This is a genomic window from Bradyrhizobium sp. Ken64 (assembly GCF_055807555.1).
On record NZ_JBVVPA010000005.1, the window covers coordinates 130,150 to 153,799 of the forward strand.

At 63.4% G+C, this 23,650-nt stretch carries 22 protein-coding genes; 10 read left to right on the forward strand and 12 right to left on the reverse strand.

Translation table 11 applies throughout. From position 1 onward, the window contains the following. Window positions 1–11 precede the first annotated feature (11 nt). From AC0L2F_RS10935 to AC0L2F_RS10960, 6 genes are all read left to right on the forward strand, one after another. Window positions 12–842, forward strand: coding sequence for an OmpA/MotB family protein (locus tag AC0L2F_RS10935; RefSeq protein ID WP_007608835.1), 831 nt, complete (start codon window positions 12–14; stop codon window positions 840–842). A gap of 273 nt (window positions 843–1,115) precedes the next feature. Beyond that, entirely contained in the window at window positions 1,116–3,014 is a 1,899-nt protein-coding gene (locus tag AC0L2F_RS10940) for a potassium transporter Kup (protein WP_007608836.1), read from the forward strand. 141 nt (window positions 3,015–3,155) lie between these two features. Next, window positions 3,156–5,084, forward strand: coding sequence for a potassium transporter Kup (locus AC0L2F_RS10945; protein ID WP_007608837.1), 1,929 nt, complete (start codon window positions 3,156–3,158; stop codon window positions 5,082–5,084). A 171-nt stretch (window positions 5,085–5,255) separates the two neighbouring features. After that, window positions 5,256–5,582: a rhodanese-like domain-containing protein gene (locus AC0L2F_RS10950; protein WP_007608840.1), complete on the forward strand. Its 327-nt coding sequence runs from the start codon at window positions 5,256–5,258 to the stop codon at window positions 5,580–5,582. A gap of 8 nt (window positions 5,583–5,590) precedes the next feature. Next, window positions 5,591–6,769, forward strand: coding sequence for an aminotransferase (locus AC0L2F_RS10955; protein ID WP_063992863.1), 1,179 nt, complete (start codon window positions 5,591–5,593; stop codon window positions 6,767–6,769). Window positions 6,770–6,774: 5 nt separating this feature from the next. Next, window positions 6,775–7,881, forward strand: coding sequence for a polyamine ABC transporter substrate-binding protein (locus AC0L2F_RS10960; protein WP_473248372.1), 1,107 nt, complete (start codon window positions 6,775–6,777; stop codon window positions 7,879–7,881). 100 nt (window positions 7,882–7,981) lie between these two features. Here AC0L2F_RS10960 and AC0L2F_RS10965 read toward each other — a convergent pair whose 3' ends face one another. The 6 genes from AC0L2F_RS10965 to AC0L2F_RS10990 form a co-directional block, all read right to left on the reverse strand. After that, window positions 7,982–8,914, reverse strand: coding sequence for a lipid A biosynthesis lauroyl acyltransferase (locus tag AC0L2F_RS10965; protein ID WP_007608845.1), 933 nt, complete (start codon window positions 8,912–8,914; stop codon window positions 7,982–7,984). 8 nt (window positions 8,915–8,922) lie between these two features. Then, window positions 8,923–10,200 (reverse strand): beta-ketoacyl-ACP synthase, encoded by a 1,278-nt coding sequence (locus AC0L2F_RS10970; RefSeq protein ID WP_007608847.1) that lies wholly within the window; start codon window positions 10,198–10,200, stop codon window positions 8,923–8,925. A gap of 99 nt (window positions 10,201–10,299) precedes the next feature. After that, window positions 10,300–11,505: a beta-ketoacyl-ACP synthase gene (locus tag AC0L2F_RS10975; protein WP_007592478.1), complete on the reverse strand. Its 1,206-nt coding sequence runs from the start codon at window positions 11,503–11,505 to the stop codon at window positions 10,300–10,302. Beyond that, the gene (locus AC0L2F_RS10980; protein ID WP_007608856.1) at window positions 11,502–11,972 is read right to left on the reverse strand and encodes a 3-hydroxyacyl-ACP dehydratase FabZ family protein; all 471 of its coding nucleotides are present in this window, start codon (window positions 11,970–11,972) and stop codon (window positions 11,502–11,504) included. The genes AC0L2F_RS10975 and AC0L2F_RS10980 overlap by 4 nt, the downstream gene beginning before the upstream one ends. Window positions 11,973–11,982: 10 nt before the next feature. Further along, on the reverse strand, window positions 11,983–12,270 hold the full coding sequence (locus AC0L2F_RS10985; RefSeq protein ID WP_007592476.1) for an acyl carrier protein: 288 nt from the start codon (window positions 12,268–12,270) through the stop codon (window positions 11,983–11,985). Between the two features lie 233 nt (window positions 12,271–12,503). Then, window positions 12,504–12,845, reverse strand: coding sequence for a hypothetical protein (locus AC0L2F_RS10990; RefSeq protein ID WP_007608858.1), 342 nt, complete (start codon window positions 12,843–12,845; stop codon window positions 12,504–12,506). A 272-nt stretch (window positions 12,846–13,117) separates the two neighbouring features. Here AC0L2F_RS10990 and AC0L2F_RS10995 point away from each other — a divergent pair, with 272 nt between their 5' ends. Together AC0L2F_RS10995 and AC0L2F_RS11000 are read left to right on the forward strand one after the other, a co-directional pair. Continuing rightward, window positions 13,118–13,741: a ParB-like protein gene (locus AC0L2F_RS10995; RefSeq protein WP_007608860.1), complete on the forward strand. Its 624-nt coding sequence runs from the start codon at window positions 13,118–13,120 to the stop codon at window positions 13,739–13,741. Between the two features lie 150 nt (window positions 13,742–13,891). Continuing rightward, complete coding sequence (locus AC0L2F_RS11000; protein WP_007608861.1) at window positions 13,892–14,035, forward strand: hypothetical protein; 144 nt, start codon at window positions 13,892–13,894, stop codon at window positions 14,033–14,035. Between the two features lie 17 nt (window positions 14,036–14,052). Here AC0L2F_RS11000 and AC0L2F_RS11005 read toward each other — a convergent pair whose 3' ends face one another. The 3 genes from AC0L2F_RS11005 to AC0L2F_RS11015 all read right to left on the reverse strand — a co-directional run bounded on the left by AC0L2F_RS11005 (window position 14,053) and on the right by AC0L2F_RS11015 (window position 17,718). Next, window positions 14,053–14,994: a hypothetical protein gene (locus AC0L2F_RS11005; RefSeq protein WP_473248373.1), complete on the reverse strand. Its 942-nt coding sequence runs from the start codon at window positions 14,992–14,994 to the stop codon at window positions 14,053–14,055. 198 nt (window positions 14,995–15,192) lie between these two features. Then, window positions 15,193–15,774, reverse strand: coding sequence for a peroxidase-related enzyme (locus tag AC0L2F_RS11010; RefSeq protein WP_473248374.1), 582 nt, complete (start codon window positions 15,772–15,774; stop codon window positions 15,193–15,195). Window positions 15,775–15,978: 204 nt separating this feature from the next. Further along, complete coding sequence (locus AC0L2F_RS11015) at window positions 15,979–17,718, reverse strand: ATP-binding protein (RefSeq protein ID WP_007608866.1); 1,740 nt, start codon at window positions 17,716–17,718, stop codon at window positions 15,979–15,981. Window positions 17,719–17,992: 274 nt separating this feature from the next. Here AC0L2F_RS11015 and AC0L2F_RS11020 point away from each other — a divergent pair, with 274 nt between their 5' ends. Continuing rightward, a complete protein-coding gene (locus AC0L2F_RS11020) occupies window positions 17,993–18,625 on the forward strand; it encodes an ABC transporter ATP-binding protein (RefSeq protein WP_473248375.1) in 633 nt (210 codons plus the stop codon). Here the strand turns inward: AC0L2F_RS11020 and AC0L2F_RS11025 are convergent. From AC0L2F_RS11025 to AC0L2F_RS11035, 3 genes are read right to left on the reverse strand one after another with little or no spacing between them, the layout of a single operon-like run. Beyond that, window positions 18,622–20,007, reverse strand: coding sequence for an esterase/lipase family protein (locus AC0L2F_RS11025; RefSeq protein WP_473248376.1), 1,386 nt, complete (start codon window positions 20,005–20,007; stop codon window positions 18,622–18,624). The genes AC0L2F_RS11020 and AC0L2F_RS11025 overlap by 4 nt on opposite strands. An 11-nt stretch (window positions 20,008–20,018) precedes the next feature. Then, window positions 20,019–21,119 carry a transglutaminase-like domain-containing protein gene (locus tag AC0L2F_RS11030; RefSeq protein WP_473248377.1) on the reverse strand — a complete coding sequence of 367 codons (1,101 nt, stop codon included), beginning with the start codon at window positions 21,117–21,119 and terminating at the stop codon, window positions 20,019–20,021. Further along, on the reverse strand, window positions 21,116–22,339 hold the full coding sequence (locus AC0L2F_RS11035; RefSeq protein WP_473248378.1) for a hypothetical protein: 1,224 nt from the start codon (window positions 22,337–22,339) through the stop codon (window positions 21,116–21,118). The genes AC0L2F_RS11030 and AC0L2F_RS11035 overlap by 4 nt, the downstream gene beginning before the upstream one ends. Before the next feature lie 348 nt (window positions 22,340–22,687). Here AC0L2F_RS11035 and AC0L2F_RS11040 point away from each other — a divergent pair, with 348 nt between their 5' ends. After that, window positions 22,688–23,650 carry a catechol 2,3-dioxygenase gene (locus tag AC0L2F_RS11040; RefSeq protein ID WP_473248379.1) on the forward strand — a complete coding sequence of 321 codons (963 nt, stop codon included), beginning with the start codon at window positions 22,688–22,690 and terminating at the stop codon, window positions 23,648–23,650.

Below are 23,650 nucleotides of genomic sequence, written 5' to 3' on the forward strand. Positions count from 1 at the left end.
GGGTTTGAGATATGGCCAAGAAGAAGCGAGGCGATTCACACGGAGGCGGTCACGGCTGGTTCGTGACCTTCGCCGACCTGATGGGCCTGATGATGAGCTTCTTCGTGATGCTCGTCGCGTTCTCGACCCAGGATGCCAACAAGCTGAAGGTCGTCGCAGGCTCCATGCGCGACGCCTTCGGTGTCCAGACCGAAGCGCGCTATTCCGGCATCGTCGAGTCCGACGGCCTGCCCACCCGTCCACGGCTGAAGAACGTCGATCACATTCAGCCCGAGGACTCCTCCAACACGCCGACGCCGGACCAGGAGGATCGTGACCGCACGTCGGGCGCGAAGATCAAGGTCGACCGCAATTTTGCGCTGGCGGCGGCCTCGCTGCGCCAGGCGTTGCAGGACATGCCGGAACTGACCGAGATGTCCAAGCACATCATGTTCGAGGAGACCAAGCAGGGCCTCAACCTCGAGATCGTGGACCAGGACGGCCGCTCGATGTTCGCCGACGGCTCCAAGGTGCCCTATGACCGCACCCGCCGCCTGATCGAGAAGCTCGCTGTCCCGCTCAAGGCGACGCCGCTGCGCGTCTCCATCGCCGGCCACACCGCGGCTGGATTCGTGCCGACCCGCAGCGACTACGGCGCCTTCGACCTGTCGGCCGACCGCGCCAATGCCGTGCGTCAGATTCTCGAACGCGAGGGCCTGCCGGGCGCCCATGTCTTTGCCGTCTCCGGCAAGGCGGACACCCAGCCGCTGTTTCCGGACGATCCCTCGCTCGCGGCCAACCGGCGGGTGACCATCACCCTGATGCGCGAAGATCCGCCGCTGCCGCCGAATCTGAAGCCGTAGGGCGCATTCGAGCGGAGTGGACCCCGTTTCGTGCGAAGAAAGTACGACAAAACAAGGATGTAGAGCCAATCCCCCTTCAGTCGGGGACGGAAAGTCTCAGGGCTCTTGTGCCACCATCTTACCTGAGGCATGTCGTCGCGTGGGCGGCGACCGTTGCTGTGCCGTCACAGCATCCGCCCCGGCGCCTGCTATGGTGATGTGCCAATTGACAGGCGCGCCGGAACCGTCAAAAGGCGCCGGATCAATTCTCGGGCAGAAGCGTTCCAGTTTCATATGACGGCGAGCATCACATCGACCGAAGCTCCGGACGGGCCGGTCACCTCGGGTTTCTGGGGCCTGACGCTCGGGAGCATCGGCGTTGTCTTCGGCGACATCGGCACCTCGCCGCTCTACGCATTCCACGAGGCCGTCAGGGGCGCGGCCCACGGTCAGCCGGTCTCGCGGGTCATGGTGCTCGGCGTGCTCTCGCTGATCCTCTGGGCGCTGCTGATCGTCGTCACCGCCAAATACGTGCTGCTGCTGCTGCGCGCCGACAACAACGGGGAGGGCGGCACGCTTTCCCTCATGGCGCTCGGCCAGCGCGCGCTCGGGCGGCGGAGCTGGTTCCTGATGGCGCTGGGCGTCGTCGGCGCCTCCATGTTCATCGGCGATTCCATGATCACGCCGGCGATCTCGGTGCTGTCGGCGGTCGAGGGTCTGAAGCTCGCAACGCCCGCCTTCGAGCACTATGTCGTTCCCCTGACCGTTCTCATCCTGGCGCTGCTGTTCGCGGTCCAGAGCAAGGGGACGGCGCTGGTCGCCTCGGCCTTCGGGCCGGTGATGGTCGTCTGGTTCACCGTTCTTGCCGTGTTGGGCGCCATTCACATCGCCGACGATCCGTCGGTGCTGGCAGCGATCAATCCCTATTACGCGCTGCAATTCCTGCTGTCGCACGGCACGATCGGCCTGGTGACGCTGGGCGCGGTGTTCCTCGCGGTGACCGGCGGTGAGGCGCTCTACGCAGATCTGGGCCATTTCGGCCGCAAGCCGATCCAGTCGGCCTGGATGTTCTTCGTGCTGCCCTCGCTCCTGATCAATTATTTCGGGCAGGGCGCGCTGGTGCTGTCGGATCCCAGCGCGATCGAGCACTCTTTCTATCGCATGGTGCCCGAGCATTTCGTGCTGCCGCTGGTCGGGCTTGCGACCGCGGCGACCGTGATCGCGAGCCAGGCGGTGATCACAGGGGCCTATTCTCTGGTCTATCAGGCTGTGCAGCTCGGTCTCCTGCCGCGCTTCGAGGTGCGCTTCACCTCGGAAACTCATGCCGGCCAGATCTATCTGCCGCGTGTAAACCGGCTGCTCCTGATCGGTGTGATGCTGCTGGTGCTGTTGTTCCACACCCCCAGCAATCTGGCTTCGGCCTACGGCATTGCGGTTTCCACCACCATGGTTGCCGACGGCATCATGGGCTTCATCGTGATCTGGAAATTGTGGAACTGGCGCGCCGCGACGGCCGCAGCCGTGATCCTGCCCTTCGTCGTGGTCGACATCAGCTTCTTCAGCGCGAACCTTCTGAAGCTGCTGGAAGGCGCCTGGGTGCCGCTGCTGTTCGGCGTGATCATGGCCGGGACAATCTGGACCTGGCGGCGAGGGTCCGGGATCCTGATCCAGAAAACGCGACGTATCGAGGTGCCGCTGGACGATCTGATCCGGAGCCTGGAGAAGCGGCCGCCGCACATCGTCAAGGGCACCGCGGTCTTCCTGACCAGCGATCCCTCCTTCGTGCCGACCGCGCTGCTGCACAATCTCAAGCACAACAAGGTGCTGCATGAGCACAACGTGGTCCTGACCATCGAGACCGCGCATACGCCGCGGGTCGACCTGTCGGAGCGTTTCCGGATGGAGAAGATCAGCGACAAGTTCTTCAAGGTCCGCCTGCGCTTCGGCTACATGGAGCAGCCGAACGTGCCCAAGGCGCTTGCGATCGCGCGCAAGCAGGGCTGGCAGTTCGACATCATGTCGACCTCGTTCTTCGTGTCGCGGCGCTCGCTGAAGGCTTCGGCGCAGTCCGGCATGCCGCTCTGGCAGGACCATTTGTTCATCGCGCTGAGCCGGTCCGCCAACGACGCGACCGACTATTTCCAGATTCCCACCGGACGGGTGGTTGAAGTCGGAACCCAGGTCACCATCTAAACGGCGATTGGCAGAGATATGCGAAATTGCATGTCTAAGGCCCAAAATCGGGCTAGGCTATGCCGGCAGCGCAGGACTATAAGCCGCGCGCTCCTCCGCCGTTGTGCAGTGAAGCATTTTTAGAGGCCATCAGGCTCTCCCATGACAAGTGACGTAGCGATTTCCGCCCCGGAAACGGCGGCGGCCAATGGGCATGGCGATGCCCACACCACCGCCGGATTCGGTGCGCTGACACTCGGCAGCATCGGCGTCGTCTACGGTGACATCGGCACCAGCCCGCTCTACGCGTTCCGCGAGGCGGTGATGGCGGCTTCTGGCGCGGAGGGGTTGCCGACGCCGGCGGCGGTGCTCGGCGTGCTCTCCCTGATCCTGTGGGCGCTCATCGTCGTGGTGACGCTCAAATACGTCGTGATCCTGCTCCGCGCGGACAACAACGGCGAGGGCGGCACGCTGGCGCTGATGGCGCTGGCCCAGCGCGCAGTCGGCACCCGCGGAACAACCATCGTCATGCTCGGCATCATTTCCGGCGCCCTGTTCTACGGCGACGCCGTGATCACGCCGGCGCTCTCGGTGCTGTCGGCGATCGAAGGCATGAAGGACATCACGCTGCACTTCGAGCCCTACATCGTACCGCTGACCGTGATCATCCTGGTCGGTCTGTTTGCCGTGCAGTCCCGCGGCACCGCTCGCGTCGCCGCCTTCTTCGGCCCGATCATGTGCGTCTGGTTCGCGGTGATCGCGATCGCGGCGATCCACCCGATCATCCAGCAGCCGCAGGTGCTGTTGGCGCTGAACCCGCTCTACGCCGTGTCCTTCATGATCCACCACGGCATCATCGGCTTCGTGACGCTCGGCGCGGTGTTCCTGGCGGTCACCGGTGCCGAGGCGCTCTACGCCGACCTCGGCCATTTCGGCAAGCGGCCGATCCAGACCGCCTGGCTGTTCATCGTGCTGCCGTCGCTGGCATTGAACTATCTGGGGCAGGGTGCCCTCGTGCTCGGCGACCCCGGCGCGATCGTGAGCCCGTTCTTCCAGCTCTTTCCGCAAGGTTTTTTCCGCGGCTGCATGGTCGTGCTGGCGACCGCCGCAACTGTTATCGCGAGCCAGGCGGTCATCACCGGTGCCTATTCGCTGACGCGTCAGGCGATCCAGCTCGGTCTGTTGCCGCGCTTTGAAATTCGCCATACGTCCGAAGCCCATTCCGGCCAGATCTTCATCCCGCGCATCAACCAGCTCCTGCTGGTCGCGGTGGTCCTGCTGGTGCTCTTGTTCCGCTCCTCCAGCGCGCTGGCCTCGGCCTACGGCATCTCCGTTACCGGGACCATGGTGGTCACGGCGTTGATGGGCTTCGTGGTGATCTGGAAGGTCTGGCGGTGGTCGCCGTTCACGGCTGCCGCCCTGATCGCGCCGTTCCTGTTCCTCGACCTCACCTTCCTCGCCGCCAATCTGCTCAAGGTGTTCGAGGGCGGCTGGGTGCCGCTGGCGCTCGGCGCACTCATGATCATCCTGATGTACACGTGGCGGCGCGGCAGCCGGCTGCTGTTCGAGAAGTCGCGCAAGCTCGAATTCCCGCTCGCCGACCTCGTGGCCATGCTGGAGAAGCGGCCGCCGCAGCGCGTGCCCGGCACCGCCGTGTTCCTGACCAGCGATCCCCTCAGCGCCCCGACCGCCTTGATGCATAGTTTGAAGCACTACAAGGTGCTGCACGAGAAGAACGTCATTCTGACCATCGAAACCGCGCAGACCCCGCGCATCGATCCGGCCGAGCGGGTGAAGCTGGAGCAGATCTCGCCGACCTTCTCCAAGGTGACGCTGAAGTTCGGCTTCATGGAATCGCCCAACGTGCCGAAGGCGCTGGCGATCGCCCGCAAGCTCGGCTGGCAGTTCGACATCATGTCGACCTCGTTCTTCCTGTCGCGGAGGGCGCTCAAGCCGGCCGCCCATTCCGGCATGCCGCGCTGGCAGGACCGGTTGTTCATCTCGCTCAGCCGTTCCGCCAACGACGCCACCGACTATTTCCAGATCCCCTCCGGCCGCGTCGTCGAGGTCGGCACCCAGGTCACCATCTGAAGTGACGATCTGATCCTCCATTTGAAGGTCGCGCTTCAAGTCGCTGCGATTTAGCTTTAACTTGCGCAAGGCAGCTCAAGCCTTTGTAGCGCTTGATTTTCACCGGCCGAGAGGCGAGGTTGCCGGCCGCCGGGATCGCTCCGGCAGCGGCCCGCGACGTTGGAGGATGATGTGGCAAATCAAGTACAGGATCTGACCCCGGACGAGGTCTCCAACGGTGTCGCGGAAGGGCGCTACCTCCTCGTCGACGTCCGCGAGCCGAACGAGGTCGAGGCTGAGGCCTATCCCTACGGCGTGGTCGTGCCGCTCTCGACTTTCGATCCCAAAGCGATCCCCGATCCGGAGGGTAAGGAGGTCGTGTTCGCCTGCCGCTCGGGCAAGCGTTCGGTGACGGCCTCGCTGGCGGCGCAGGCCGCGGGCCTGCCTTACGACAAGCATCTGGCCGGCGGCATGCTGGGCTGGAAGGCGGCGGGTCTTCCCAGCAAGGTCGGCGGTTGACCCCGCCGATGTCCAAGAGCTCGTCCCTCAACAAGGTCTTCGCGGACCTTCCCGTCACCATCTTCGAGGCAATGTCCCAGGCGGCGCGCGACAATGCCGCCATCAATCTTGGCCAGGGCTTTCCCGACGATCCCGGGCCTGAGGACATCCGCCGCGCCGCGGCCGAGGCCTCGCTGAACGGCTACAACCAGTATCCGTCGATGATGGGTCTGCCGGAACTGCGCCAGGCGATCGCGACCCATTACGGCCACTGGCACGGCCTCGAGCTCGATCCGATGAGCGAGGTGATGGTGACCTCCGGCGGCACCGAGGCCCTGACCTCGGCCATCCTCGCCGTGGTCCAGCCCGGTGACGAGGTGGTGTGCTTCCAGCCGGTGTACGATTCCTACCTGCCGATCATCCGCCAGGCCGGCGGCATTCCGCGCCTGGTCCGGCTCGAGCCGCCGCACTGGCGGCTGAATGAGGACATGCTGAAAAGCGTCTTCAATTCAAAGACCAAGGCGGTGCTCTTCAACAATCCTCTGAATCCGTCCGCGGTGGTGTTTCCGCGCGAGGACCTCGAGCTGTTGGCGCGCTACTGCCAGGAGTTCGACGTCATCGCGATCTGCGACGAGGTCTGGGAGCACGTCACCTTCGACGAGCACAAGCATATCCCGCTGATCACCATCCCCGGCATGCGGGACCGCACCATCAAGGTCGGCTCGGCCGGCAAGATCTTCTCGCTGACGGGTTGGAAGATCGGCTTCGTCTGCGCCGCGCCGCCGTTGCTGCGCGTTGCCGCCAAGGTGCACCAGTTCCTGACCTTCACCACCGCGCCGAACCTCCAGGCCGCCGTTGCCTACGGCCTTGGCAAGCCGGACGAGTATTTCCTGTCGATGCGCAAGGACCTGGCGCGGAGCAGGGACCGCCTCGCCAAGGGACTGGAGAGCCTCGGCTTCCCGGTGCTGAAATCACAGGGCACCTACTTCCTCACCGTCGACCTGTCCCCGCTTGGGCTGAACGAGAGCGACACAGATTTCTGCTGGCGGATCGTGAAGGACTACAAGGTCGCGGCAATCCCGGTGTCGGCGTTCTACGAGCAGGACCCCGTGACCTCGGTGGTGCGCTTCTGCTTTGCCAAGAAGGACGAGACGCTCGACACCGCGCTGGAGCGGCTGTCGGACGCGGTGCGCGGGCGCAAGAGGTAGGGGAGATGACGAACGTCAGCCGCTTTGGTTTTGGCCTCGCGATCGCCACCGCGCTGACGTTGCTCTCCGCCCCCGCAGGGGCCGAGGAGCGCGTCGTCAACTTCTACAACTGGTCGAACTACGTGGCGCCCGACGTCCTCGAGGCCTTCACCAGGGAGACCGGCATCAAGGTGGTCTACGACACTTTTGACGCCAACGAGACCCTGGAGACGCGCCTGATGGCCGGCAAGTCCGGCTATGACGTCGTGGTGCCCACCGCCTATTTCCTCCAGCGCCAGATCAAGGCCAACATCTTCCAGAAGCTCGACAAGTCGAAGCTGCCGAACCTGGCCAATGCCTGGCCGGTGGTGACCGAACGTCTCGCGATCTACGACCCCGGCAATGTCTACGCCGCCAATTACATGTGGGGCACGACGGGCATCGGCTACAACGTCGCCAAGCTGAAGCAGATTCTCGGAGCGGATGCGAAGATCGAGAGCTGGGACATCGTGTTCAAGCCGGAGAACCTCGCGAAATTCAAAGACTGCGGCGTCCACATGCTGGATTCCGCCGACGACATCTTTCCGGCGGCGTTGAATTATCTCGGGCTCGATCCGAACTCGACCAAGCAGGCCGACCTCGACAAGGCCGCCGATGTCGTCGCCAAGGTGCGGCCCTCCGTGCGCAAGTTTCATTCGTCCGAATATCTAAGCGCGCTTGCCACCGGCGAGATCTGCTTCGTGGTCGGCTGGTCCGGCGACATCATGCAGGCCCGCGCCCGCGCTGCCGAAGCCAAAAGCGGCATCGAGATCGGCTACGCCATCCCGAAGGAGGGCGCGCAGATGTTCTTCGACAATCTCGCAATCCCGGCGGATGCGAGGAACGTCAAGGAAGCCTACGAGCTGATCAACTATCTCTACCGTCCGGACGTGGCCGCCAAGAACACGGACTTCCTGTCCTACGCCAACGGCAACCTCGCCAGCCAGAAGCTGGTCGACCCGAAGATCCTGAACGACAAGAATATCTATCCGGACGAGGCGACGCTCGCAAAATTGTTCGTCATCACGGCGCGCGATCCGGCGACCCAGCGGGTTATCAACCGGCTGTGGACGAAGGTGAAGACGGGAAGGTAATCGCGCCGGTCATTGCGAGGAGCGAAGCGACGAAGTAATCCAGAATCTGTCCGCAGAGGGATTCTACGGCGGACAAGTCGCTCGCAATGACGGAACAAGATCACCGCCACCTGCGGTGCAGCCACAGCCACTGCTCGGGATGCTCGCGGACCCAGCCTTCCACTACGCTCGTGATCGCCTGCGTGGTGCCCTGGATGTCGATCTTGCCGTCGGCGTCGCGCACCGGCTGGACCTCTTCGGTGATCTCGGCGGTGAAGCGGCCGCCGGGCAGGCGGATGACGCGAACGCCGTGGATCGGGCATTCGACCTGCCGCAACAGGCGCGCCAGCATCGGATTGGCGCGGGTCTTGCGGCCGAAGAAGGTGACCTCGACGCCGCCGGTCAGATACTGGTCGATCAGCATCGCGACGTGCTTGCCGTCCTTGAGCGCCTGCGCGAGCCGCAGCGGCGCGTCGCGCCCCGCCGGGATCAGCGTACCCATGTTGACCTGGCGCATCTCCTGGATGATGCGGTCGGCGGAGGCGATATTCGGGCGGCGGTAGAGGATCGCCGCATCGAGCCCGTGTGCGACGGCGGCGAGCGCCGGCAATTCCCAATTGGCCAGATGCGCGGCGAAGATCAACGCCGGCTTGCCGTCGTCGCGGATGCCGTCGAACAGCTCGATGCTGCGCCTGGGCAATTCGATTCGACTGTTTTCCGGATGATCGCGGTCGTAATCCCAGACGTGGTCCATGTGGGCGAATTCGGCGCCGACGCGACCGAGATTGTCCCAGACGCCCATCAGGATGGATTCGATTTCCTCGGGCGACTTGTCCGGAAACGCCGCGGTGAGATTGGCGCGGCCGATGCGGTGCTCGCGCAGGCGCGGGCCGATCAGTTTGGTGACGCGTGCGAAAAAGTCCGAGGTCTTGGCCGGATCGAAATATCGCGTGGTGCGCAACATGCCGACGGTGGCAGCGCCGATCAGGCCTCCACCGATCGACTTGGCCGTCTCCCGCGCGCGGGCCTTCGTCCTCGCAGGAAGCAGCGCCATGCGTCCGGTCAGGCCGGTTCGCGGGTCAGGATCAGCGAGGCGTTCTGGCCGCCGAAGCCGAACGAGTTCGACATCACTGCGGTGACGCGGGCATCGCGTGCCTTGTTGCCGACGACGTCGAACAGGATCGTGGGATCCGGATTGTCGTAGTTGATCGTCGGCGGGATGCGCTGATGCTCCAGCGTCAGCAGCGAGAAGATCGCCTCGACCGCGCCGGCGGCCGAGATGGTGTGGCCGACCATCGACTTGTTGGAGGTGACCGGGATCTTCGAGACGAGATCGCCGAATACGGCCGACGTCGTATTGTATTCCATCTTGTCGTTCTCGGGCGTCGCGGTGCCGTGCGCGTTGATGTGGTCGATCTGGTCCGGCGTCATGCCGGCATCGGCCAGCGTTTTGTTCATGCAGCCGATGATCGGCTTGCCGTCGGGCGAGGAGCGGGTGCGATGGAAGGAATCGGTGAGCTCGCCGCAGCCGGCGATCACGCCGAGGATTTTTGCGCCGCGCGCGGTGGCGGCTTCATAGCTTTCGAGCACCAGCGCACCGGCGCCTTCGGCCATGACAAAACCGTCGCGGTTCTTGGAGAAGGGACGGGAGGCCGCCTGCGGCGGGTCGTTCTGGGTCGACAGCGCCGAGAGCAGCGAGAAGCGCACCAGCGCCTCCGGGTTCACGGTGCCGTCGGTCGCCACGCACAGCGCGGCATCGGTCTCGCCGCGGCGGATCGCCTCGACGCCGAGCTGGATCGAGGTCGCGCCCGAAGCGCAGGCCGTCGACAACGAGATCGGCGAACCCTTGGTGCCGAAGGTCTCCGCGAGGTAGGCCGCGACCGAACCGAACATGAAGCGGTGGTGATAGGCGCTGTACTTGCCGCCGCCGGAGATGCGCAGCAGATCGTCGTAATTGAAGTCGGGCTTACCGACGGCGCGGCCGAGCTCGCGGCGCTGCGGCCATTCGACCTCGACAGGTGCGACCGCAAGGAAGAGAGGACCCGGGAAATCCGCCTTGGCGCCGATGCCGGCCTGGTCCAGCGCCTCCTGCGTCACCAGTTCGGCCATCCGCTCGGACAGGCCGGTGGAGGAGAACGGATCGACGCTGACAAAATCCACCGTGCCGGCCATCGTGGTTTTCAGGCCGTCGACCGGAAAGCGCGTGATGGTGCGGATGCCGGATTCGCCGGCGACGAGCTTCGCCCAATTGTCGGTCTTGCCGTTGCCGAGCGAGGTCATGATTCCCATGCCGGTGACGACGACGACGGGACGCCCGAGTTTGTCGCGTGGTGCAGTCATGTCGATCCCCGCTTGAGCTGGAGCATGATCCGAAAAAGCGTGACGCGGTTTTTCGAGAAGATCATGCCCAAACAATAACCTGCCGAAGCGCAACGCGCTTTAGCTTACTGCCTCGACCAGCGCCATGCCTTCGCCGCGCCAGTGTCCGGCCCCCACCACCACAATCTGGGTGGGCGCTCCCTGCATTTCAATCTCGGTGCCCGTGGAATCGTTCGGCGGAAACAGCGCGCCGCGCGAGATCGACAGTGCGGCGAGTGCGATGCCGAGCGGGAATTGCGTCTCCATGGTGTGGCCGAACATCGTACCGGTCGAGCGCACCGGGAACTCGGCGTGGCCCTTCAGGAAGCCGCGCTCTTCCGATGTCGCCGGCTCCGCGCCGGTCGCACCGGATATGATCGCGCCCTTGCCGTCGCGCTTCGGCAACTTCGCCCAAAGCTTCTCCAGCGTCGCGGCCATGTCGCCGGGGGTCTTGCGGCGGGCAAGGTCGGCAACGACGCTCGACAGCTTCGCGAATGGCTTTGCGCCGCGCGCTTCCGCATGCGCCTTCGATTCCAGCACCAGGAACGCGCCAGCCGAGCCGAGCGCGAAGCCGGCGTGGTCCTTGCGCGCCCACACGGGTGCGAACTTGTCCTTGAGATTGAAGTCGCCGAATTCGTACAGGACCATCAGGTCCTTGCGCTCGCCATTGTGCGAGCCGCCGATCAACGCGATGTCGCTCTCGCCGGAGGCGATGCGCGACAATGCTATGCGGGCGGCATCGGCGCCGGCAACCTCTTCACCCATGAAAGTGCGCGAGGTGCCGCCGATGCCGTGCACGATGGCGATGTTGCCGGCGAGCAGGTTGGAGAGCTGGGCCAGGAAAAGCGTCGGCCTGAGATCGCTCATCAGCCGCTCGTTGAGGAAACCGGGCGCGTTGGCGCCCTTGGCCTCGGCCGTGAGCACGCCGGTGTCGACGTTGAGATCGCGCTCGCCGCCGCCGGCGGCGACCACCATGTCGATCTTCGACAGGATGTCCTTGTTGCCCTTGATCCCGGCGGAGTCGAGCGCAAGCCCGGCCGCATAAGTGCCGATGCGCTGCCAGGCTTCCATCTGGCGCTGGTCGCCCTTCTTCGGAATCTGGCTGTCGAAGGTAACAGGCATCAGGGGGTGCACGATGTAGGGCGCAAACCCCTTCTCGTCGACATTGATGCGCTTCTCCTGAAGCGCGGCCCAGTTGGCGTCCAGGCCCTCTCCGAGCGAGGTGGCCAGGCCAATGCCGGTGATCCAGACTTCCGTCTGGGCGGGCTTCGAAGCAGTCTCGGTCATGGCGATACGGCCTGTTGCGGAAAGCCGACGCGTTTGGCGACCGCGTCCATGTGAGCGCGCATATCCGCATGGGGAAAGGGAATCTGCGTGAAGGTCAGCGTCGAATTCGCGCGCAGCTTGCCGCCGACCTTGATCTTGGCTTCGGTCACGGCGTAGCCCGAGCCCTGATGGGCCAGGCTCGCCTCGATGCTCATGAGATCGCCGGGGAAGACCGAGCCGCGGACCTTGGCCTCCTTGACGGCAGCCAGGATCGGCATGCGCTCGAATTTGAGCACGCCAAGCTGAAGCCAGCCGGAGGCCTGCGCCATCGATTCGATCAGGAGCACGCCGGGCATCAGGGGATAGCCCGGGAAGTGCCCCTCGAAGATGGTGCTCTCCATTGGGACCTGAGCCTCGACGACAATCGTCTTCGCGTCGACGTTGAGGTCGACGACGCGATCTATCATGTGGAAGTATTCGAGTTGCATGACCGCGCCCTTAGGCGCTCGCGCCCTTGGCCGCAACCAGTTCGTCGATGCGGGCGCACAGGTTTTTCAGCACAAAATACTGCTCGGTGGTCGCTTTGCCGTCGTTGACCTCCTGGGTCCACTTTTCCAGCGGCAGCTTGATACCGAACTGCTTGTCGATCGCGAACGCGATGTCCAGGAAATCGAGGCTGTCGATGCCGAGGTCATCGATGGCATGGCTATCCGGCGTGATCGTGTCGCGCGGGATGTCGCAGGTTTCAGCGATGATCGTAGCGACCTGATCGAATGTGGAGGACATCACTAAGCCTTTGATAGATTGCGGATATTTTTCAGATTGTCCAGAGTGGAACGGTGGGTGGGCATCGCGCCCCGATGACGCCCTCAACCCCCCTCTGGCCGGGTCGAGAGCCCGTATATCGGAGCGTCGCCCTGAGTTCAATGGAGCCGGCGGGTGTGGGGACAGGACTAGGGACGCCCCGGCTGAGCCGTTTCCGCCGAAGGACCGTCGGCGCGCCTCGCCAGACGTCTTCCTTAGATGTGCGGCGTCGTGATCTTGACGCAGTCACGGCGGCCCATCAGCACGCAATCCTGGGTCCGGCGCAGGTCGGCGATGCTCACCGCGAGCCAGATCCCGATCGCGGTCAGTGCGATGGTGAAGGCCAGCGCCGCGACGTTGGCGAGCATGCGATGGCGGAAATCGTCCGGTTCAGTGCGGGGCTGCTCGTAGCGCGACAGGTCGAGCGGCTCGGGCGCGACGCGCAATTGCTGCACGCTAGCGTTGCCGCGGTAGCCCGTCGGGGAAGGCGAGGTGCGCGGCCTGAACTGGAGCACCCGGTGCTCATCATCCGAGCTTATGGGCCGCCGGTTTGTCATGGTGCAGAGATCACTCCGAAGCAGCGATTTTAGATAGCATACGTGGTGAACGCGTTGCAGAAAATCTTCTCAACGCGCACGTGCATTGCGCGTTCGCACTATCCTGCAGGGCTGCGAACGTATGACCGCGGAACCGCGGTCGTGCCGGGCATGCAGAAGGGTGCGATGCAATAATCTCCGCCGGGCCTAATGCGTTTTGCCGACGCGATGCCCATGGCATAGTCGAGGGAACCTGACCACGCAGCTGCAACCATGTTAAGGGCCTTTCGACCATGACCAATACGCGCGAACCGAGAGTGCATCCGGTGTCGATCCTGTCGCTGCGGCCGACGCAGATGACGGTCGGGATGCGCGAGGTCAAGGAGAAGCGCAAGCGCTGGCGCGAGCACGACAAGAAGAAGCAGGCCGATCTGCTCGGCAAGCATATGATCCCCGTCGTGCATGGCCCCGACGAGCGCTATTACGTGATCGACCATCATCATCTCGGTCGCGCGCTGCACGACGAGGGCGTCAAGGAGGTGCTGGTCACCATCGTCGGCGACCTCAGGATGGTCGAACGCGAAGCGTTCTGGGGCGTGATGGACAACAAGCGCTGGGTCTACCCCTACGACGCCAAGGGCGAACGGCGACCGTTCCGCGATTTGCCCAAATCCGTCGTCGATCTCAAGGACGATCCTTTCCGGAGCCTTGCCGGCGAGCTGCGCCGCATGGGCGGCTTCGCCAAGGACATAACCCCCTTCTCCGAATTCCTGTGGGCCGATTATCTGCGCCGAAAGCTGTCGCGCAAGGCCGTGGATGCCAATTTCGACAAGGCGCTCGAGAAGGCGATGTCCTCAGCCAAGAGCAAGGACGCGATCTATCTGCCCGGCTGGTGCGGTCCGGCTGACGATGATTAGGCGCAACGCTCGCGTCGGTCCGGCATGCGGCCCCGCAAAGCGGGCCTGATCACAGCCTCTTGAGCGAAACCATCTTCCGTCCGCGCGAAGCCGTGCTGAAACAAAGCCGTGCCATCTGTTTGAGTCGTCGAGCTCTCATAGGAGGCCGAAATGCGCCGTCTGGTTTTCGCCGTTGCCCTGCTCGTGGTCGCTTCAGCCGGGATATCGGCATCGTTTGCCGCAGTTCACCATGCCAAGACATTGACGTTCTCCGAGCGCTTTGCCCCGGCGCTCGAGTTGATGGCGAAGCGCTAGGACAGATTCACGCCGGTTCAACCAACGGCGTCGCGATCGATTTTGCGCAGCCGCACAAAGGCGGCCCAGGCTCGCGGATAATCCTTGTCCGTGGGATCGATCGTAAGTAGCGCGCGGCATGCCTCCTTGATCTCCTCAGGCGAAGGACGCTTGGCCGGAACGCCGGATGATTTGGCTTGCTCCCAGCGAGCCTCGATATCTGTTGCGAAAGCCAGGGCCTCGGCGCTCGTCCGCTTCTGCGCCGATTTCACCAGCGGATGGTCCGAGGGGAAATTCGGCCATGCGGCCGGAGGCTGATCGACACGCCACGTCAGTTCATCTGCTTGTCGCGCCTCCACGCCCGAACTTGAATGCTGGGCTGCTGGTGCCCATCCAGCCCCTGCTGAGGCTGCCGAACCCGACGTGCCGGCCGATCTCCGCGCGTCCGCCGAACCTGGCGCGACTGCCGCTGTCTGTCCGGCCAGCTGGCCAAGCTGTTGTTCCATCGTTCCGCCGTTGGACTTGGGGATCATTTTTTCGACGGTCTTGATCATCGACAGCGCGCCTGGCGATATCAGTGAGTTCTGGTCGGCAATCTTGTCGTCGGCCGCGCCTGGGCAGGGCTTGTAAGCAGAGCGCTGCGACGTCATCCGGCCGTCGTCGTCGACACGGGCAAAATCGATCGCGACGGTGTAAACGAACGCGGCCTCGACATACTGCCTCTCTTTATCCATCGCTTTTACGGAGCCGCATACGTATCTTGCCTGGTCTGCATCGATCGTTCGCAGGCCGTTGAAGTGAGCTGAATTCGGCGCAACGAGGACGCGCAAGACGGCAGCCCGCGCCTTGCCATGCTCCGATTCGAACATGCTCCATATCTCGTTCGCGTTGATGATTTCGGGCTGATAGTTCCATGCGTATCCGGCCGCGAAGAAAGCCGTGCCAATACAGGTCGCGATAACAAATGCCCGCACGTTCATGAGCAGCCCCTCAACAGGCACGACTCATCCACGTCTCCGGTGATGGAAACTACGCAAGTTGTGCCAAAGCGTTTGTGCTAGTTGAGGGTGAGATTCTTAATTAAACGTGTGCGATTGCAAAAACGCAGAGTTCCCGTCAAACGGGAACTCATCCGCTGCATTTGTCGGCGACCCGTTTCTTCAGCGCTCGGCGGTCGGTCATTTCTTCGGCAGCCGTCCCATCAGATAGAATTCGTCATTCGGCCGCATGCCGGTGAAATTCGCCAGCCGGTTCGACAGTGCGAAGAAGGCGGAGATTGCGGCGATGTCCCAGATGTCGTCGTCGCTGAACCCATGCGGCGCGAGCGCGGTGAAATCGTCCTCGGAAATCCGCTGCGCATCGGCCGAGACCTTCATCGCGAAGTCGAGCATCGCCTTTTGCCGCGGCGTGATGTCGGCCTTGCGGTAGTTCGTGGCGATCTGGTCCGCGATCAGGGGGTTCTTGGCGCGGATGCGCAGGATCGCGCCGTGCGCAATCACGCAATACTGGCACTGATTGGCCGCCGAGGTCGCGACCACGATCATCTCGCGCTCGGCCTTGGTGAGGCCGCCGTCCTTCTCCATCAGCGCGTCGTGGTAGGCGAAGAAGGCGCGGAACTCGTCCGGGCGGTAGGCCAGCGTCAAGAACACGTTCGGCACGAAGCCGCTTTTCTCCTGCACGGCGAGGAGACGTGTGCGGATGTCGTCAGGGAGCGCATCGAGAGCGGGAGCGGGGAAGCGTTGCGCGGCGGTTTTTGTCATTGGCTTGTTTTCCGGATCGGGGGCACCGAACATTAGTCGATGCTGGCGGTCGCCTCAACGTGCCACACACTCAGTGTCATCGCCCGATTTAATCGGGCGATCCAGTATTCCAGAGACAGCGATGGGATACGGAGAAGCCGCGGCGTACTGGATGCCCGCTTTCGCGGGCCTGACGGCGGAGTTTGCCGAAGCGGTATCCGCCCCTTACCGCAGCGGCTTCTTCAGCAGCGAGAAGCGGTCCGGATCCAGCCCCATCGACGGTTGCAGCATCGGGGCCTCGACGTTGGAGAGCGTTTTCGCGGGCGGCGCCGAGAATACCGGATCGTTCGGCACGTCGCGCTGCGAGGTGGCACCGCGCCAGCGCTCGAGCACGGCGCCGACGAAATGCATGTCGTGACCGGAGGTGACCGAGGGCACGCTGCTGATCGTCGCTTCGCCGCGCGGCAATTGATGCGGCGGCACCTCCTTGAAGCGCAGCCGCGTCGGCAGCGCGACACCTTCGCCGAAGGCCAGCACTTCGCGGGTGCCGAGCGAAGGTACGAACGAGAGCAGGTTCGCGGCCGCGTCCGACACCGCGGCGCGCAGCAGCGCCTGGTCGCGCTCGTTGGCAAGGCGCATCGTGAACAGCGTGTTGCACTGGGAGATGATGGTGGCGTCGAGCTCGGCCGGACGCTGGGTGATGAGGCCGAGATAGACGCCGTATTTGCGGCCTTCCTTGGCGATGCGCGACACCGCCTTGCGAGTCGGCCCGAAGCCGACATTGCGATCGGCGGAGGCGTAGCGGTGAGCCTCTTCGCAGACGAACAGCATCGGCGAAACGCCGTCGCTCCACAGGCCGAAGTCGAAGGCCATGCGGCAAAGCACCGAGACGACGGAATCGATGACCTCGGCCGGGAAGCCGGCGAGCTGCATCACCGTCATCGGCTTGCCGTTGGCCGGCAGGCGGAACAGATGACTGATCACCTCGGCCATGGTGTCACCGCCGACATTGGCGTTGTCGAACATGAAGGCGTAGCGCGGGTCGTTGCGGACCGCTTCGATGCGGGAGATCAGCTTGTGATAGATGATGCGCGAGGAGCGATTCTCGAGCTTGCCCATGCGCTCGTCGATCAGCGACATCAGATCGACCAGGCGATAGGGCACCGGCGTATCGACGGTGTAGCCGATCTGCTTGGGATCGATGCGCTTCAGGCCGATGCGGTCGGTGTTCTGATATTGGGTGTAGACGCCCTTGGCGAGCGGAATCACCTCGGCGAGGACGTCGAGCTCCTCGGGCACGCCGGCGCGGCCGCCGAACAGCACGTCGACGATTTCCTCGAAATTGAACAGCCAGAACGGCAGTTTCAGATTGCGCGGGTTGAGCACCAGCGCGCGGTCGCCGAAGCAGCGGCCATATTCGTTGTGCACGTCGAGCAGGAAGATGCGCAGGTTCGGGCGCGCCTTGAGGATCTCGTTGAGCAGCAGCGACACGCCGGTCGATTTGCCGACGCCGGTCGATCCCAGCACCGCAAAGTGCTTGGAGAGCATTTCCTCGATGTCGACATAGGCGACGACGGAGCTGTCCTGCTGAAGGAAGCCGACATTGATCTGGTCGGAACCGGTGGGCGCGTAGATCGTGCGCAGCTCCTGGCTCGTGATCAGGTCGACCGAATCACCGATGGTCGGATAGTTGGTGACGCCGCGCTGGAATTTGGCCTTGCCAGTCGCGTTGAGGATTTCGCCGAGCAGGTCGACCGAGGCGATGGCGATCAAATTGTCGTTGCTCGAGAGGTTCTCGCAGGACACCTCGGTGATCATCGCGACGATGACCGAACTGGCGCAGCGAATACTGACGAAGCGGCCGACGGTTGCCCGCACTTCCGAGACCGGCATCCGGCTTTCAGCCAGCAGCCCGACCCGGGCGAGCGATCCGCGAACCGAAATCACGCGTCCAAAGGATGTCACAATGAATGAACCTGACAAGAGCAACGGGTTGCCCGGACTATGCACGGCCGTCGCTGGACAAACGGTTAAGCGGCAGGCGCCGGCGCTTCGTTAAATCCGCGACAATTCGGGTGCGAGGTTTGTTCCCAATACATACTTGTGGGCAGAAACGGCGAGAATGCTGCTTTTTCCCGGCCGGTTGGTGTGCGGGTGGGTTAAGGAATAGTTTACCATATGCCAAGAGGCGGAGTGGAATCGGTGCGGCCCGAAGCGGCCGTGGAGAGAGACGTAGCGGATGTCGGAAAAGATCGTGAAGCAGCGGGTTGGCCCGGGCATCTACCTGCTTCGCTTCAAGACACAATATGAGCTGACGTCGACCTTTCTGCGCGTGCAGGAGCACTACGAGTCGCCGGAGTTCCACGGGCGCATTTTCTCGCTAGAGCAGTACATGGACTGGTATGCGGAACAATACGGCAATTTCACCTACTATCAGGACTGGTCCGGTTTCAACGTGCCTTCGACGGCATTCGCTCCGTTCTATACCGGCGCGTTCGATCCGCTCACGCGGAAGGAGAGGCGTCTGCTTCGCTTTTTCGAACGGCTGCGCGGACGCTTCTACGTGATCGGGATCTACCAAGGCCACGGCAGCACCCTGACGCACGAACTCGCACATGCGCTGTTCTTCACCGATGCCGGCTACCGCAAGGGAGTTCGTGAGGCGATGCGCTCATACGATACCCGTGCGCTGGAGCGGCAGATTGCAAAGGCCGGTTACGCGCAACATGTCATCGAGGACGAGGCTCAGGCCTATCTGATTGCGCCGTCGGGCGAGCTCGGTGCACCGTCGAAGCCGCTGGTGCCGCTGCGCCGGCAATTGCGTGCGCTGTTCCGCGAGCATGCGACGAAGCTGTCAGTGCCGGCAACCTAGGCCAAGCTGCGCCGGATGAAGCCGATCGTTCTGGTCTGACGAAAGTAATTGCAGTGCCAAACGTCGGGCGAGTTACCGAAATCCTCGACGCCCTGGATCGCGAGCGGGAAGCCCGTCGCTCCCAGGTCCGACATTGAGACCGTATCGACAACGAGATCGTTCTTGTTGGGAAAGATTTCGTCGGCGGCCAGGTCGCCGATCCGCAGCGCCCTGAAATTTTTCCAGAACTGCCAGCCGGGATTCTCCGTCTCGAAATTCGACTGGACGACGAAGTAGGCGGGCTGCGTCGTACAAGGACCGAGCCGCAGCAGATTGAGCTCGTAATTGTTCTCGATCATGGATTGCCCGAACAACCCCGGAACGAGCGCGACCAGCCCATCAAGGAGCGGCGTGTGTGCAAGCGTGCCGGTGACGGTCATCACCACCTCGACTAGCTTGCCGGCGACCCACAGGAACGGATTGGCGCCACCGGCGAGCTGTAACGTCTTCTCGGCGAAGGTACCGATATTGGAAAGCAGGCTCAGTGCGTGCTGGAGCTTGTCGGGCGCGGCGAGCGAGGTGCCGTGGAGTGGCGAGCCGGCAAACACGACGCGGGTCGTGGCGGCGAGCGAGCGGCCGAACGCCTCCAGCCACCACCGCACGATCAAGCCGCCGCGGCTATGGGCGACGACGTCAACTTGTCCCGTTGCATCGACGAATGCGCGTCCGAGCTCGAGCGCATTCAGAACCGGGCTGACGGCAAGGGTCGCGTGCTCGAAAACGAGAACCTGATCGTACTTGTCGGGTCCGTTCAGGGCGGCCCCGAGAAACGCCTGGCCATCGGCAGTCGCCTGGAACTCGCCGATCATGTTGACGGCGTTCGAGAAGGTCCCGTGGACCAGCAGCAGGGTCCGCCCCTTGAATGGTCCATGGGCATCGGCAGCGTCGATGACGAAGTTGGACGGACCGCCCCGCAACTGGCGTATGTGTGACCGCAGCGAAACATCGATTGCGGAGTTGAGTCGCATGTCGATGGCGCCGATGGCCGCGGCAGCCCTGTTCGGCTGGAGTCTTGGAAACTCCTTGGTCAGGATCACCGTCTGATCGGGAAGCGGCGGCGGCCCTCCGGCCCGCCGTGCGCGACGACGGCGCTGCGGCGCTTCCGCGCGTGCCGGAACGCCGTCATACCATCGCAGCACACCGTTTTCCTCGACCAGGGAAGCCGCGAGGATGTTGTCGTCGGGTGTGTTGGAAGCGCGCCGCCTGCGTCGGCGCAGGCCGGCTACGGAGTCCATCCTCTCGTCATGATCGACATAGAGGGGCACAAACAGGTCATCGTTATCCTCGGCCGCCTTGATCTGCGACAGGAAACGTCCGGGGTCTTCCGCAACAAACTGTGACATGTTCGATGCCGTCATTCATTGATGATCGGAAGCGGGGTGACGTTCAGGCTTCGTGCGTGCTGGATGTCCAGCAGGCTGTCGAATTCCTTTTGGCTGCGCAGATTGGCCCGTCCTTCGGTTTGCGCGTCCTTGAAGCTGTAGGCACCGGTCAGGTAGGTGGCTTCCAGCATCACGAGGTCGCCCGACGTCACATAGGCCATGATCTCGGCGTAACTCATCTTGGTGAGTCTCCAGCCGTAAGGATCGACGTAGCACAAGCCCGCATTGCGGGTCGCGGCATCGCCGACGGTCGGCACCGTGGCGGGCACCTTCGCCACGCCCACGAAGTCATCGTGCGCCTCCTCGGACCGCCAGTAGCCGACGAAGGCATGACCGGTGAGCAATACCACGACCGGGAAGATGCCGACATATTCGAGGCACGAGGCGAGCAACAGCGCCAGGTCGATGCAGGTGCCGGTGTTGGAAGCGATGATCTCGCTGGGGGTGCGCAGCCGCTGCGTCTGCTCCGAATAGGCGGGGGGAGGGTTGATGTACTGCAGACGATATTCGTTGACGAGCGCGGTCCAGATGGCCTGAACCTGGCGATCGACGGCGTGCTGTTCGCCCTGCTGGTAGCCGTCGAACCCTGCGCCGGGGTCGTCCAGAATGCCGACCAGGTAACGCCGGGAGGCGTGGATGATCGCAAGGATCGCCGGATCCCTCGGCAACACGAAGGACGGCAGCCAGGGATTGTTCTTGGTGTCGTCGAGCCATTCGTCCACGGGTATCAACGTGACGCGCCTGGTGTCCTCGAACACCGTCTGTCCCCCACACGTCACCTTGACGTAAACGGCGGACTGCACTCGCTCGTGCAGCGAACGGCTCAAGCTGGCGGTGAGAGGGATGATCACGTCGGAGGACAGCGGCAGCTGCAACTCCTCCATGAGCGGGATCGTGTAACGGTAGGGGTAGTTCTCGGCGCCGACGCAGAGTTCGACCTGAATCGTGATCGCTTCGACTGGCTTCTGGGTCAGCCGCGTCAGCGTCAATTTGTCGAGCAAGGGCCTGTTGTTGTGCAGGAGGGAATAGTTGATTGCCTCCGCCACGTCCAGGTCGACCTGGATCGGGATCATCTGGCTGCCCTCTTCTTCCGGGGAGACGCCTTCTTGGCGGAACGCGATCTCGCCGCCGGTTTCATGATCGACTCGCTGCCTGGCGCGAAAATGCTTCGTCCCATCCAGATCACGATTGACGTGCCGTGAACCTTGTCCGACGGCATCGCCTCCCAAGCCTTCAGGAATGCATCCGGGATCGAAAGGATCAGTCCGTCCTTTCCGTGAAACCAGTTCCAGTAGAATGCCTGGAAGAACAGCTCCGCCACCTCGTCGTCGATCTCGTCGAGAAATCCGAGCGCCACGTGGGCCTTGTTTCTGACCAGCTCGCGCGCGATGCGTGCGCCGGAATAATAGAGATTGAGTGTCACTATCCGGGGTGGCGTCGGACCCACGAGGATCTTGGCAAGGTCGCCGTAGGGAACGGGTAGCTCGCTCTCGTGACCTTCGCGAAGGATCATTCCATCTGGCAGCCGTCCGGTGGGTTCGATGAGCGTGTCGAACAGCGGCTTGTTCTTCGTCTTCATGTCCACGTAGAAATCTTCGACGATCCAGGCGGCCTGATGAGTATCTATGCCTGTGACGTGGATCGCCTCCCACTTCGAGCCGTGGATTGTCTTGGCGAGCTCACTTGTCTGGGGCGTGCGAACGATGGTCCGGTATTTGTCGTTGTCCGGTTTGTCGATCGCACCGATCGCGACGCTGATGCGCTTTTCCTCGTCCGCGAACTCGTACTTGTCCCAGAAGCGTCCGGGCGCGCTCTCGACGAAGAGCATACCTGTCGGTGGGTGTGGGGTGACCTGCGCGAGCCCGTTGTCGAACAGGCGCGAGATCAAGGTGCTGTGGTAACGGCCTTCCGCGCGCGTGCCGGCGCTGAGCAGATATTCCCAGGGAATTTCACAGGCCGCTTCATGGATCGCACAGATCCTCGCATCCGTGCGATCCCAGTCGTGCACCTCGATCTCGATACGTTCGGCTGTGGCCAGCTCGCGCAAACGCTTGGTCGACACGCCCACGCCTGCGAGGTCCTTGACGGCGCGCTCGGCGATGGATTTGCGCAACTCGACGTCGAATGCCCAGCGCGAGCGCACCCGCAGAAGGTATGTCCATTCCTGCGCGAGGCGCGCGAGTCGTTCGGGATTGGTGACGGGCGTATCGGGGACACCGGCCGCGCGAATCGTTGCGATGCCTTTACCCGGCGAACTGCCGGCCGGTTCCGTGCTCCCGGACTGCTTGGCCATCGAGCTTCCCCCAACTCCCGGCGCACCGAGCGATTGGCTGCAGCTCGGGTTCCCAACAATACACCTTGAGATAGCGTCCGCCGTCAAGATAAACCGGGGGAGGATGACAAATCGCCGCGCGCAAGTGTCTCGCGCCTTCCGCATAGCTGCGAATTGGCGGCGACCGATTGAGTAGTATCTTGGTAGGACACGGCTGGAACGAATTTGTTGACGAGACCTAATCATTTGTACATTAGTACAAATGAACCGGCAGCCTGGTGCCGCCTACCGGCGCGTGAGCGGATTGCAGCCGGCGCCAGATCGCGGGATCCGGTCCAGCGTATCGCAAGCCACGCCTTGGAGGACACCATGCAGCCCGAACCGATCCTCGATCTCGCTCATCTCGGCCACATGGAGCTGCTGACGCCGAAGCCGGACGAGAGCCTGAAGTTCTTCGTCGACGTGATGGGCATGACCGTCAGCGGGCAAAAGGGCGAGTCGGTCTATTTGCGCGGCTGGGACGACTATGAGCGCTATTCGCTCAAACTGACGGCGTCGAAGACATCGGGCATGGAGCACATGGCGCTGCGCGCGCGCAGCCAGCAGGCGCTGGAGCGCCGCGTTGCGGCGCTGAAGGGATCCGGCTTCGATATCGGCTGGATCGACGGCGACATGGGACAGGGGCCGACCTTCCGCTGCCGCGATCCCGATGGACACATCGTCGAGCTCTATTACGAGACCGAATGGTATCAGGTGCCGCCCGAGCTGAAGCCCGCGCTGAAGAACCAGGCGCAGCGCTTTCCCGCGCGCGGCGTCAACGTCCGGCGCCTCGACCATCTCAACTGCCTCGCCGTGGACATCAAGGCCAACCGCGAGTTCTTCGAAAATTATCTCGGCTGCCGCCTCACCGAGCAGATCGTGCTCAACGACGGCCGCGAAGCGGCGATGTGGCTGACGATGTCGAACAAGAGCTACGACTTTGCCTACTCGCTTGATCACTCCGGCACGCCCGGCCGCTTCCACCACGTCACCTACGCCCTCGACAGCCGCGAGGAGATCCTGCGCGCCGCCGACATCTTCCTGGAGAACGGCATCCACATCGAGACCGGCCCGCACAAGCACGCGATCCAGCAGACCTTCTTCCTCTATGTCTACGAACCCGGCGGCAACCGCGTCGAAGTCGCCAATGCCGGCGCGCGCCTCATCCTCGCGCCCGACTGGAAGCCGATCGTGTGGACGGAAGAGGAACGCAAGAAGGGGCAGGCGTGGGGCCTGAAGACGATTGAGTCCTTCCACACGCACGGCACGCCGCCGGTGGAGCACAAGAAGTAG